Source organism: Candidatus Rokuibacteriota bacterium (assembly GCA_016209385.1).
Classification (GTDB): domain Bacteria; phylum Methylomirabilota; class Methylomirabilia; order Rokubacteriales; family CSP1-6; genus JACQWB01.
The window spans coordinates 18,156-29,848 of the sequence record JACQWB010000138.1; the positions used below are offsets into that span (position 1 = coordinate 18,156).

General features: G+C 70.4%; 11 protein-coding genes. 1 reads left to right on the forward strand and 10 read right to left on the reverse strand.

Going from position 1 to position 11,693, the window contains the following annotated elements:
* Positions 1-44 precede the first annotated feature (44 nt).
* The 8 genes from HY726_09660 to HY726_09695 form a co-directional block, all read right to left on the reverse strand.
* Entirely contained in the window at positions 45-548 is a 504-nt protein-coding gene (locus HY726_09660) for a hypothetical protein (GenBank protein MBI4609265.1), read from the reverse strand.
* 214 nt (positions 549-762) lie between these two features.
* Positions 763-1,584 (reverse strand): biotin--[acetyl-CoA-carboxylase] ligase, encoded by an 822-nt coding sequence (locus tag HY726_09665; GenBank protein MBI4609266.1) that lies wholly within the window; start codon positions 1,582-1,584, stop codon positions 763-765.
* Positions 1,585-1,640: 56 nt separating this feature from the next.
* Positions 1,641-2,126: a universal stress protein gene (locus tag HY726_09670; protein MBI4609267.1), complete on the reverse strand. Its 486-nt coding sequence runs from the start codon at positions 2,124-2,126 to the stop codon at positions 1,641-1,643.
* A gap of 361 nt (positions 2,127-2,487) precedes the next feature.
* Positions 2,488-3,870 carry a sigma-54-dependent Fis family transcriptional regulator gene (locus HY726_09675; GenBank protein ID MBI4609268.1) on the reverse strand — a complete coding sequence of 461 codons (1,383 nt, stop codon included), beginning with the start codon at positions 3,868-3,870 and terminating at the stop codon, positions 2,488-2,490.
* Positions 3,867-5,477: a PAS domain S-box protein gene (locus tag HY726_09680; GenBank protein ID MBI4609269.1), complete on the reverse strand. Its 1,611-nt coding sequence runs from the start codon at positions 5,475-5,477 to the stop codon at positions 3,867-3,869. The genes HY726_09675 and HY726_09680 overlap by 4 nt, the downstream gene beginning before the upstream one ends.
* Positions 5,478-5,669: 192 nt before the next feature.
* On the reverse strand, positions 5,670-5,894 hold the full coding sequence (locus tag HY726_09685) for a hypothetical protein (GenBank protein ID MBI4609270.1): 225 nt from the start codon (positions 5,892-5,894) through the stop codon (positions 5,670-5,672).
* Positions 5,895-5,985: 91 nt separating this feature from the next.
* Positions 5,986-7,395 carry an amidase gene (locus tag HY726_09690; protein MBI4609271.1) on the reverse strand — a complete coding sequence of 470 codons (1,410 nt, stop codon included), beginning with the start codon at positions 7,393-7,395 and terminating at the stop codon, positions 5,986-5,988.
* A gap of 91 nt (positions 7,396-7,486) precedes the next feature.
* The gene (locus tag HY726_09695; protein MBI4609272.1) at positions 7,487-7,888 is read right to left on the reverse strand and encodes a hypothetical protein; all 402 of its coding nucleotides are present in this window, start codon (positions 7,886-7,888) and stop codon (positions 7,487-7,489) included.
* Between the two features lie 29 nt (positions 7,889-7,917).
* On the opposite strand from HY726_09695, the gene HY726_09700 reads away from it, so the two are divergent.
* Positions 7,918-9,279, forward strand: coding sequence for a hypothetical protein (locus HY726_09700; protein MBI4609273.1), 1,362 nt, complete (start codon positions 7,918-7,920; stop codon positions 9,277-9,279).
* Positions 9,280-9,292: 13 nt separating this feature from the next.
* Here HY726_09700 and HY726_09705 read toward each other — a convergent pair whose 3' ends face one another.
* Both HY726_09705 and HY726_09710 read right to left on the reverse strand, forming a co-directional pair.
* Positions 9,293-10,660, reverse strand: a complete 1,368-nt coding sequence (locus HY726_09705) for an insulinase family protein (protein MBI4609274.1) — start codon at positions 10,658-10,660, stop codon at positions 9,293-9,295.
* Between the two features lie 835 nt (positions 10,661-11,495).
* Positions 11,496-11,693: hypothetical protein (locus HY726_09710; GenBank protein MBI4609275.1), on the reverse strand; the 198-nt coding region annotated here is incomplete at its 5' end.

Consider the following 11,693-nt stretch of genomic DNA (forward strand, 5'->3'; position numbering starts at 1 on the left):
CGTGCCGCTCACCGGCCGGAGCTCCAGCTCGCCTCCTCAGCGGGTCAGAGCGGATACCGCAGGCGCGCCGCGACGCCGCCAGCGCTCGCGAGTCCCCGGTGGGCCGACACCGTTTCGACCTTGCCGCCCGTGGCGAGCACCCGGTCCACCAGCGCTTCGCCCAGTTCCACCGGTCTCGCCTCGTTCCCGCACCGGCTGCACGACGATGCCTGGCCGGGTTCAAGGATGCCACACACGACGCACATCCGCCCGGGCTCCGCAAAGGCCCTCAGCACGTAGAGGCAGTGAACGCTGCCGCGGCTGGCCGCCTCCAGCGAGGCGCTGATTCCCGCGACGGCGTGCCCGCCCTTGGCGGCCTCGGTCAGCACGGCGTCCACGGCTGCGCCGATCTCCTCGCCTCCCAGCTCGGCGATGAACGCGGCGGCACGCTCGAGGATCGCGCTGACCGCCTCGTAGCGCCCGCCGGGAACGGTCCCGGCGATCCGCTCGGCGACCCGCCGCGGCAGGTGCCGGCGGAAAGCGGCGATGGTCCGCGGCTCCCCTGCCATGACGATCCGTTGGCAGCACCGTGCTGGGCGCGGCCCTGATCCTGCCCAGCTCGGCGAGTCGCGCGGCGTAATCCGTCCGCCTCTCAGGCGAGGAACCGTCGGGCACCGCCCTCCTCCCTCAAGGTTTGAGCGCCGCCGTCAGTCGGCTCGCGACGCGGGAGCGGAGCGTCCGGTCGTCCGGGAGGCCGCGGACGTCGAGCGTCACCGGCGGACCTCAGTCGAGAAGCCGGACCTCCCCGGCGACCACCTGATGGGGCATACCGCGGATATCCTCGATCACGAGGCGTCCATCTCGGTTCACGCCGAGCGCCCGGCCCTCGTAGCGCTCGCCGTCTCCGCGGATCTCGACGCGTCGCCCGGTCAGGATGTCACGGTCGCGCCAGGCGGCGAGCACTGCCTCGGGGCCGCGCGTCGCGTAGACGCGGCACCACCTGTCGAGGAGCGCCAGGAAGGTCGCTGCGAAGGCGTTGCGGTCGATCTCGCGCCTCGCCACCTCCCGGAGCGACGTGGCCGCGTGGGCGGCATCGCCGAGCGCGGCCCGGAGCGCCTCGCGCCTCACGTTCAGGTTCACGCCGACGCCCAGGATCACGTACTCCACCTGGCCGCCGGCGCTGGCGCACTCGACCAGGCTCCCGGCCACCTTCTTCCGCTCGACCAGGACGTCGTTCGGCCACTTGATCGCGGCCCGAAGCCCTTCGCCCCAGATCGCCTCGGTCAGCGCCAGCGAAGCGATGAAGGAGAAGACCGGGACGGCCTTCAGCGGAATCGACGGGCGGAAGAGGACCGACGCGTAGAGGTTCAGCCCCGGCGGCGAGAACCAGGGCTGGCCGCCCCGCCCCCGCCCCTCGGTCTGCGCCTCGGCCAGGACCACCGTGCCCTCACGCGCACCGGCCTTGGCGAGCCCGCGGAGCACGCCGCTGGTGGAGGAGACCCCGCCGAAGAGATAGATCTGTCGGCCCACGGTCTCGCTGGAGAGCTTCCGCCGGATCGCCTCGATACCGAGGCCCGTGCCCACGACAGCGGACTCCGTTGTCATTCGGAACTCCCTTCCCCGCCCCGTGCACCCCGCCACAGCGCGCCGGTACGGTTCCCCTATACCCGGGTGGCCTCCGGCCACGGCGTGGCCGACCCCGTCGGCCGCTCCACCGGCGCCTCCACCGCGCGGACCAGGAGGATCGGAGTGGTCGTACCCCGGAGGACCGACTCGGCCACGCTCCCGAGAATCAGCCGGCGGAGCCCGCTCCGCCCGTGGGTCGTCATCACGATCAGGTCCGCCTTGTGCAGCCGGGCGCCCTCGACGATGGCGTAGGCGGCCGGCCCGTACCAGACCGAGGTCTCCAGGTTCGCGACCCGCGTGCCGGTGAGGCGTTTGGCGACCTCCGCCAGGTACGCCTCCGCCTCCTCCACCGCCCTGACCTGGGCCTCCGTCGCATCGACGCCCGGGAGGGCGGCAGCGTGGGCGGCGCGGAGCAGGAGCAATCGGGCCCGGGAGCCCTCGGCCAGCTCCACCGCTCTCGGCAGGGCGGCCTCGGCCAGTGGCGAGCCATCCAGAGGAACGAGAATCGTCTCGAGCTTCATGGCTTCCCTCCTTACGCTCCGCCGAGCGAAGCCTCGCTAGAGCGCCCGGCGACACCGGAGTCAATGATCGCGAGGACCAAAACTATCTCGAGCCTCGTGAAGCTGTTCTGGTTCATGCGCAGCACAGGTCCATCACCCCGCGTCGCGGTATCCGCAAAGAAGGAGAGCAACGCGCATGCCACGGAGGAAACTCAATGATTGCGGGGCGTTCGAGGCCGGGGTTCGGAGTCAGAGGACCGAAAATATGGGGTGGAGCCGCCTCAATGGGGCGGCCGAGCCCCAGCGCGTCTGCGAGGCACGCGCGCACCGCGCAGGAGAGACCGCGATTCGAGGCTGTTGCGGTCGCCCGGCCCGCTGAGGCTCAGCGGAGGCCGTGCTTGTTGATCAGGCGGTGGAAGGTCTTCCTGTCGATCCCTGCCGCTCGCGCGGCCTGGGAGACGTTCCCGTCGTGGCGCTTCAGCAGTTCGGCCAGGTACGCGGCTTCGAGCTCGTTCATCCACCGGCTCTTGGCTTCCTTGAGCGGAAGGTTCGTGGCGGGCGCCGGGGTCGTCGCGCGCGACACGGGTTGGGCGGACCGGACATGCTCGGGGAGATCCCGGACGGTGACTGCGTCGCCGTCGGCCAGGGCGCAGGCCCGCTCGATGACGTTTTGAAGCTCGCGCACGTTGCCGGGCCAGGCGTAGGCTTCCAGAGCCTGGAGCGCTTCGGGGTCGAAGCCCCTGAGCGGGCGCTCCCGCCCCTGGCAGTATCGCTTGAGGAACGCGTGGGCGAGGAGCGGGACGTCGCCCGTCCGCTCCCGGAGCGGGGGCAGCGCGATCGCGACGACGTTGACCCGGTAGTAGAGCTCCTCGCGGAACTGCCCTTTGACGACCTCCTCCCGCAGATGGCGGTTCGTCGCCGAGACCACCCGCGCGTCCACATCGATCTGGCGCGTCCCCCCGACGCGTCGGATCTGCCGTTCCTGGAGCGCGCGCAGGAGCTTGACCTGGAGCCCCACGGGCAGCTCGGCAATTTCGTCGAGTAAGAGCGTTCCCCGGTGAGCCACCTCGATGAGGCCGGGCTTGGTTTTGACCGCTCCGGTGAAGGCGCCCTTCTCGTGGCCGAACAGCTCGGACTCCAGGAGCGGCTCGGGGAGCGAGGCGCAGTCCACCGGCACGAAGGCCTCGGCGGCGCGCGGGCTGTTGGCGTGGATGGCGCGCGCGATCAGCTCCTTGCCGGTTCCCGACTCGCCCTGGACGAGGATGTTGGCCTCCGAGCGGGCCGCCTTGCGGACCAGCTCGAAGACCTGCGTCATGGCCTGGCTCCGTCCGACGATGTTCTCGAACCCGTAGGTGCCCTGGAGCTGCTCGCGGAGCCGGAGGTTCTCCAGAGCCAGTCGACGCTGGGCGAGCGCCCGGTCTACCGCAACCTTCAACTGATCCGCCGAGAACGGCTTGGGGAGATAGTCGAAGGCGCCGGCCTTCACCGCGGCCACCGCCGACTCGATCGTGGCGAAGGCGGTGAGGATGATGACCGGCATCTGCGGGTCGACCTGGCGCGCCTGGCGGAGGAGCTCCATGCCGTCCAGAGCGGGCATCTTCAGATCCGTGAGGAGCAGATCCGGACGCTCGGACTCGAGGAGCCCCGGCACCTCTCGCGGGTCGGTGGAGGCCAGGCACCGGAGGCCGGCCCGGCCCAGGATCCGCTGGCAGTTCTCCACCATGTCGGGCTCGTCGTCCACGATGAGGATCCGCTCGCGCGTCACGCCGCGCCTCCGGACGTCGCCGGGAAGCTCAGGATGAACGTGGTCCCCTTCCCGGGCACGGACTGGACGTCCACGGTCCCCGCGTGGTCACGGACGATCCCGTAGCTCACCGACAGCCCGAGCCCGGTTCCCTCGACCTTAGTCGTGAAGAAGGGATCGAAGATCTTCGACAGCGCCTCGGGTGCGATGCCCGGCCCGCTGTCGGCGATCAGCAGCCGCACCCGGTCGCGGCGCTCGGGCATCAGCCCGGTCTCGATCCGGATCTCGCCGCCGCTCGCCATCGCCTCGCGCGAGTTGGTCAGCAGGTTCAGGACCACCTGCTGGAGCGCGTTGGCATCTCCCAGGACAGCCGGCAGTGTCGGCTCGAGCGCCGGCGTGATGCGAATCCCCTCCTGGCTCATCTGCTTCGCGATCAACAGAAGGGTGTCCTCGACGATGCGGTTCAGGTCCACGGGTCCGCGGTCGGCCGGCGACTGGCGGGCGAACGAGAGAAGGCCGGCGGCGATCCGCGCCACGCGCTGGGCGTGCCGGTGGAGCACGCGCAGATCCTCGCGGGCCTCGGCCGGGAGCCCCTGGCTCTCCGCCTCCATCAGCATCAGCTCGATCCGCGAAGAGATGATGCCGATGGGGTTGTTCAGCTCGTGGGCGAGGCCCGCCGACAGAGTGCCGAGGGCCGCGAGCTTCTCGGCCTGGCGCGCCGCTCGCTCCAGGGCCACGCGCTCCGTGATGTCCTCGGCCAGGACGACCGCACCGGCGGGAGCCTGATTCTCCCTGAGCAGGCTCCCCTTGAGGTTCAGCAGCACGCGCCCCTTTCGGAGCGTCTCGTGCTCCACGCCCTCGAGGACGAAGTCCTCGATCTCACCCCGGAGCAAGCGCTCCAAGGGCTCGGCGACGCCCTCCCGCCTGAAGTTGGGGAAGAGGTCCAGGAAGCTCTTGCCAAGCACCTCGTCCGCCCTGACCGCATATCGGGTTTCCAGCGCACGGTTCCAGGCCACGACACATCCCTCACGGTCCAGGACGACGAGCCCGTCCCTGAGGCTCTCCACCACGTTCCGGATGAACTCCTCGCGGGCCCGGACTTCGTGGCCCAGGCGCGCGACCTCGAGGCGCTCCCGCTCCTCCACCTCCGCGAGGACGCCGACGCAGACCGCTGTGCCGAGGAGGACCGCGATGCGGATGGCCACGTTCGCCACCTCCACCTGGTCCAGCGTCGGCCACACCACGGCCACGTACGCCGCCGAGGCCCCGATCGCCACGGACATGCCACGCGCCATCCCGTAGTAGTACGACTGGAGCCCGGCGATGAGCAGGAGCGCGAGGAAGAGCGTGCTCCGCGCGCCGCCCGAGAGGAAGATCAGCAGGAGGGCGAAAGCCAGGTCGATCAGGAGGACCAGAACGTGCAGCCGCAGCGCCAGTCGCGGCCGGATCCAGAGGAGGGCGTAGAGCCCAAAGCTGTACAGGGCAAACGCCGCCACGGCGAGCGTGAGGGCACCCCGGTCGGGGAAACCCGGCGGCGCCAGCGCGACCCATACCGCCCCCGCGACGATCGCCAGCGCGCGGAGCAACGGGAGGGCCAGGAAGCGGACCCCGCCGATGTGGCGGGCCATACGCCCGATCAAAAAAATCAGGCCCCGGGACACCGTCCGAGGCCCGTAGTCCTGGACGGCCATCGCTAGTTGACTCGGAGGGGGGCTCCGCCCCCCTTCCGAACCTCCCCCCAGGATGGGTTGCGCCGGCCGGGTACCCACTCCGAAGGAGTGGGTGGGCGCTCGAACGTGCTTATTCCGACAGCCTCATCGCTATCCCTGCCTGTCGACCCACCTCATGGCGAGATTCACGGCATACCCTTCGGCATCCTCCCGAGTGACGAAGCTCCGATCGTCAGGATCAGGGAGGCGTTGAGGCCGCGCGCCGGCCGTGCGGGGGAACGTGACCATGGCCTCGGCCAGCCATTCGCCGGACTCGAGGACAGGCAGGGCTCGTCCCTGAATCGTGTACCCCTTGTACACCACGGTGCGCGCCATCGTCTCTCTCTCGAACGCGTCTCTCTCTCGAACGCGCGCGTATGATACCACACGCCCGAGGGCGTGAAAACGCGCGCGGCAGGTGCTGACGTCAGTGGATCGGCGGACGCCGCGCAGCCCAGGGGCGCGCCGCCTCAAACGCGGCGGAGGCCGCGAGCACCGTGCGGTCGGCGTACCGGCGGCCGACGATCTGAAGCCCGACGGGTAGACGGTCGGCCGTGAAGCCGGCGGGAACCGACGCCGCGGGCTGCCCCGTCAGGTTGAACGGGTAGGTGAACGGCAACCAGCCCAACGGCGACACGCGCTCACCCGCGATCTCCCGCGGTCCCAGCGTGCCGATCGCGAACGGCGGCACCGCCAGCGTCGGGGTCAGGAGCAGGTCGAAGCGGGCGAGGAAGCCCTGCACGTCCAGCCAGTAGGCGGTCCGGCGGTGGCTCGCGCGGATATAGTCGACCGCGGTGACGGAGCGGCCGCGCTCGAGGAAGCGCACCAGCGTGGGATCCATCCTGTCGCGCCACGCGTCGATCTTGTCCGCGAGCGCCGCGAAGGTCTCCGCCGCCACCAGTGTCGAGAAGATCTCCTCCGGGTTCTCCCAGCCCGGGTTCACGGCTTCCACGTGGCAGCCGAGGCTCTCGAAGACCGCCGCCGCCGCCTGCGCGATCCGCCCGACTTCCGGGTCGATGGCGGCGTAACCGAGGTCGGGGCTCCACGCGACGCTGAGCCCGCGGACCGGCTCGTCGCACGCGGCGAGGTAGGAGCCGGGCGCCGCGGGCAGCGAGTGTCGATCGCGCTCGTCGGGGCCCGCGATCGCATCCAGCATCAGCGCCGCGTCCCGGACCGTGCGCGCCATGGGGCCCGTGTGGGAGAGCGTCTCCCAGCCCGGGAAGCCCGGGTGCTGCGGCACGCGGCCGAAGGAGGGCTTGAAGCCGTAGATCCCCGAGAACGCCGCGGGAATTCGGATCGAGCCGCCGCCGTCGGTTCCGAGCGCGAGCGGGCCCAGACCCGTGGCCACTGCCGCAGCCGCGCCACCGCTCGAACCGCCGGGCGTGCGATCCGGATTCCAGGGGTTCCGCGTGGCGCCGAAGAGCGGGTTCTCGGTGACGCCTTTGTGGCCAAACTCCGGCGTGTTGGTCTTCCCGAGGAGAACGGCACCCGCGCCCCTGAGCCGTTCCACTGCCACCGCGTCCTCCTCGGGGATGAAGTCCGCGTAGATCCGCGAGCCGCCCGTGGTCCTGACGCCGCGGGTAAAGACGAGGTCCTTGATCGAGACCGGCACGCCGCAGAGGAGCCCGACGGGCTCGCCCTTCATGATGGCGATCTCGGCCTCCTTCGCCGCCCTCCGGGCCAGCTCCGGGGTCGGCGTGCAGAAGGCGTTGAGCATCGGGTTGAGCCGCTCGATCCGCGCCAGGACCGCGTCAGTCACCTCGACCGGGGAGACCTTCCGGGAACGGATCAGGGCGACCAGCTCGGTGGCCGGAAGCCAGCAGATGTCGTCGCTCATGCCTCGGAGGGGGGCCAGGTACTCACGAAGTGGGTGCGCGCTCGAACGGGTGTGCGGTAACGCAAGGACGCCGCGTTCGACGCAGCACGTCTCATTGAGGGTTCCGGCGGGCGACGGCGAGGTCCACGTGGGTCGCGTTCGGACCCTCGATGGCGGTCGCGCGGCAGGCGTCGGACCCCTTGACGAACTCCTGGCTCATCCCGCGGAACCCCTGCGGGTTCACGAAGCGCGTGACCTCCTTGGCCGTCCACCCGTGCCTGACCAGCTCGTCCTGGACCGCCGCCAGCGCGGCATCGGGCACGAGCGAGGTCATGTAGACCAGCTTCGCCGCGGTGACCCGGGGAGTGCGGATGAGCGCCCACTGGTCGGAGTACGGGACAAAGGAAGCGGGGACCGGGATGTCGGGAAACGGCTCGACCGGGATTCCACCCCTGGACGCGCAGCCGGCGAGGGCGAAAACGAGGAGCGCCGAGCGAAAACCTTTCCTGAGCATGAACTGGCGCTATTGTATCATCTCTGCCGGTGGGACCTCTCATCCGCGACCGCGTCCTCGCCCGGCTCGATGACCCTGCCGTCGCCGCGCACGATCCCGAAACCGTGTCGGCGCTCCGCTCTGCATTGGCGAGCCGCCCGGACGCGGCCGGGCTCGTGAGCGTCGGGCCCCACGGCACCGTCACGTGCTGGGCCGAGGGCGTGCCGGGCGCGACGCCCCGCCGGCTCGTCGAGCTGGACCGTCACGGAAGGCTCTTGACCGTCGCGCGCTGGGACGCATCGGGGGCCCTGCGCCTGGCCAAGCTGAGGCTCCCCGACGGTCGCTGGGTCGGGATCGAGCCGCGCTCGGCCGACTCACCGCTCTGGGGAGCGTCGGACCGGCTGTGGCTCCTCGACGCCTCGGGCGCGTTCGTGCCAGCGGAGGAGCTGACCCACTTCCAGTCGGTCGACTACGGCGCCATCGGCGCGATCCCGCCGCTCGCGGATCCACGACGGCTCCCTCCCGGCGCCGGGACCGCCGTCCTGAACTTTCTGGCCTGCCTCCTCCAGGACCAGGGGACCGCGCGCGTCTTCTACCGTGGCCCCTACGCGACCGAGCAGCTCTTCACCGCGCTGCTGGAATCCTTCCGCTACGATCCCGACGCCTCGTCCCCGCTCGCTCGGTTTCTCGATTCGGACCTCCCCTGGACACCCGCGCCGCACGAGCGCCGCTTCCTGGCCGACGGGACGTACGTCCAGCTCCGCGCCGGCGTGGAGAAGGTGGTGTTTCGGGGGAACGCGTACTACCGGCGCCCGTGGCAGGCACTGGTCCGGAGCGAGCCGCGCGTGGTCCGCGACGAAGCGGGGACAGTGGTCTGCTCCCTCTGGGCCCTCGGTACGGCGGTGGAGGATCACCTGATGCTGACCGCCGACGGCGGGCTCGCCCGGGTGGTGCCGATCGACCCGGAGTCGGGACCCTCGGAGCCGCTCGGTCGAGCGTGGCGGACGGCGCTCGGCGCGCTCGTGGCCCATCAGAGCGCTCCAGCCCTGCGCCCCTGGCTCCACGAACCCCTCGAGGCCCTCAGGCTCGAGTGGGGCCCCGTGACCGGAGACCTGCTGGGGCTGGACGGCGACCGCGCCGTGGTGAGCCTCAACCTATCGCGCCTCTTCAGGCGACGGCTCGCCGAATGCGGGACGCGCTCGGAGCGGCTCTCCGTGGCCCTGGCGCTCATCTCGGAAGTCGCGAGGCTCCTGGGCCCCACGCTCCGTCTCACCGCCCAGGGCGCACTCCTCTCGCTCCCCGAGGCCGCCCAGCGCGCGGCTCTCGAGCAGTCGCCACCGGCTCCGTCCCTGAGCGCCGTGGAAGACCTCGCCCAGAGCCTGGCAGACGGCGCGGGGTGTCCGCGGGACTAAAGCTACCCTGCGCTCACTCGCGAGAACCGCCGGGAGCCACGCCAGGACCGCCGCGCGCGGATTCTCGGGGGACGAATGCCAGGCGCGCGTACCGCGCGAGATCGAGGTAGCGCCGCGCCGCCTCCTGGATGTGCTCGCGCGTGACGGCGCGGAGGTTCTCCAGATAGCGCAGCTCGGCCTCCAGGCGCCAGACGGTCTCGGCGTAGCCGTAGGCGTACGCCAGCCCTTCGGCCTTCTCGGTGGCGAAGGCGTGCTGAGACTCGGCGGCGATGAGGGCGCGCTGTCGCTCGGCCTCGCTGACCCCCTCGGTCTGGATCCCGCGGACCTCCTCCAGAATGAGACGCTCCGCCTGCTCCTGATCTCCGGGCTGGAGTTGGGCCGCAACGGCGAAGAGCCCACCGCCCTGGAGCGCCGCGTACGACGCCCGGATCGAGGCGACCACGCGGTGCCGCTCGCGCAGGCTCTGGTGCAAGCGCGAGCTCCGTGAGCCGCCGAGGATCGAGGCCAGCAGGTCCACGGCGAGGGCATCGGGGTGATCCACCCGCGGAGCCGGCCACCCCAGTCCGAGCCACGCCTGCTTCTCGGGTCGCGGGACTTCCTTGCGCCGGCCTTTCTCGACGGGAGGAGGTGCCGGGATCGGCGCGCGCCTGAAGCCAGCCGGCGGAACGCTGCCGAACGCGCGAAGGACGGTGGCGCGTACCGCTTCCGGGTCGACCGCGCCGGCCACGACGACCGCCATGTTCTCAGGGACGTAGTGGCGCGAGTAATAGCCCCGGAGCGTTTCGCGACTGGCTGCTTTCATCGCGGCTTCGGCGCCGAGAACCGGGCGCCCGTAGGGGTGGCTGTCGAAGACCAGGCCGTAGAGCTGGCGCATCAGCGAGCGCCGCGCGTTGTCCTCGCTCAACCGCACTTCCTCGAAGATCACCTGGCGCTCCCGTTCCATCTCCTTCGGGTCGAAGACCGAGTTGAAGGCGACGTCGGCCAGCAGCTCGATGCCGGACGCGGCATGACGCGCGGGGAGCAGGAGATAGTAGAACGTGTAGTCCAGCGAGGTCCCGGCGTTGGTGCGCCCTCCCACGCCTTCGACATCGCGGTCGACGAACCCCGGCCCTCGCCTGGTCGTCCCCTTGAACAGCATGTGCTCCACGAAGTGAGAGAACCCGAGCTCGTCAGCCCGCTCGTCGCGGCCGCCCGCGCCGACCCAGAGATGCAGCGCCACGACGTCGCTAGCCCGGTGCTCCTGGATGATCAGCCGCACCCCGTTGTCGAGCACGAGCCGCGTCGGCACGGGCAGCGAGGAACGCGGAGGCGCGACGGCCGGCACGCCGGCACTGCACCCCTGAACGACCAGCGCCACGATAGAGAGCCACCGAACGAGCATGTCCGTACCTCCGACGGCGGGTGAAACCAGCCGATAACGTACCAGACTTTTCTCTTCCGTGGCAACGAAGGCTCGTGCCCAGAACTTGGCCACCGGCGTTGCCGCCAAGGTCATAGGAAACGGGCAGGACGGAGCAACGAGGGACCTGGGGGGTCTGGCACAATGCCAACGGTGGAGCCGTGGTCCTTTGGCAGAACGCCAACCGCTGGATGGGTCCCTCGTGGAGCACGGTAGAAGATAAGATCCTAGAAAATAAGGGCTTTATCCGTGGCCGTGGCCCTGGCACCCCGCTTGCTAAAAGAAAGGCCAATGCGAAGCTCTAACGTCATAGTTCAAACCGACATAAAAGGAGGTGGAGGGAGGAAGGAGGGAAATGCCGGTGTAGGAGGCCTGGGTTAAGCCCGAGCCCGACAGGTAAGATGGAGTTAACGAGAGGAACAAGCAAGAAGGAGGGGAAGCCAACCACATGAACAAGCTGCTCGTCGCACTGCTCAGCGTTCTGCTGGTAGTGGCGGTTTCCGCGACGGTAGGCCAGGCGGCTTCGCCGTGCCCCGACGTAGACACTGCCAAGGAGATGCTGAAGAAGCGCCAGGTGGCCAAGGCTGACGACATCCAGGCCCCGCGGGCGCTCGCCGGTGCCCGCACTGAGATCCAGGCCCCCCGTGGCCAGGAAGTCCAGGCGCCGCGGAGCCGTGAGGTCCAGGCCCCGCGCGGTCAGGAAGTCCAGGCCCCTCGGGGTCAGGAAGTGCAGGCCCCCCGTGGCCAAGAAGTCCAGGCGCCACGCGGTCAGGAAGTCCAGGCCCCTCGGGGTCAGGAGATTCAGGCCCCTCGCGCCCTAGCTGGCGCCAAGCCTGAGGTCCAGGCGCCACGCGGCCAGGAAGTCCAGGCGCCGCGGAGCCGTCAGGTCCAGGCCCCACGCGGTCAGGAAGTGCAGGCCCCTCGGGGTCAGGAAGTCCAGGCCCCCCGTGGCCAAGAAGTCCAGGCGCCACGCGGTCAGGAAGTCCAGGCCCCTCGGGGTCAGGAAGTCCAGGCC

What these genes read in the sequence shown, in the direction of transcription:
- HY726_09660 (MBI4609265.1), bottom strand. Translation starts at nt 548, where the DNA reads ATGGCAGGGGAGCCGCGGACCATCGCCGCTTTCCGCCGGCACCTGCCG.
- HY726_09665 (MBI4609266.1), bottom strand. Translation starts at nt 1,584, where the DNA reads ATGACAACGGAGTCCGCTGTCGTGGGCACGGGCCTCGGTATCGAGGCG.
- HY726_09670 (MBI4609267.1), bottom strand. Translation starts at nt 2,126, where the DNA reads ATGAAGCTCGAGACGATTCTCGTTCCTCTGGATGGCTCGCCACTGGCC.
- HY726_09680 (MBI4609269.1), bottom strand. Translation starts at nt 5,477, where the DNA reads ATGGCCCGCCACATCGGCGGGGTCCGCTTCCTGGCCCTCCCGTTGCTC.
- HY726_09685 (MBI4609270.1), bottom strand. Translation starts at nt 5,894, where the DNA reads ATGGCGCGCACCGTGGTGTACAAGGGGTACACGATTCAGGGACGAGCC.
- HY726_09690 (MBI4609271.1), bottom strand. Translation starts at nt 7,395, where the DNA reads ATGAGCGACGACATCTGCTGGCTTCCGGCCACCGAGCTGGTCGCCCTG.
- HY726_09695 (MBI4609272.1), bottom strand. Translation starts at nt 7,888, where the DNA reads ATGCTCAGGAAAGGTTTTCGCTCGGCGCTCCTCGTTTTCGCCCTCGCC.
- HY726_09705 (MBI4609274.1), bottom strand. Translation starts at nt 10,660, where the DNA reads ATGCTCGTTCGGTGGCTCTCTATCGTGGCGCTGGTCGTTCAGGGGTGC.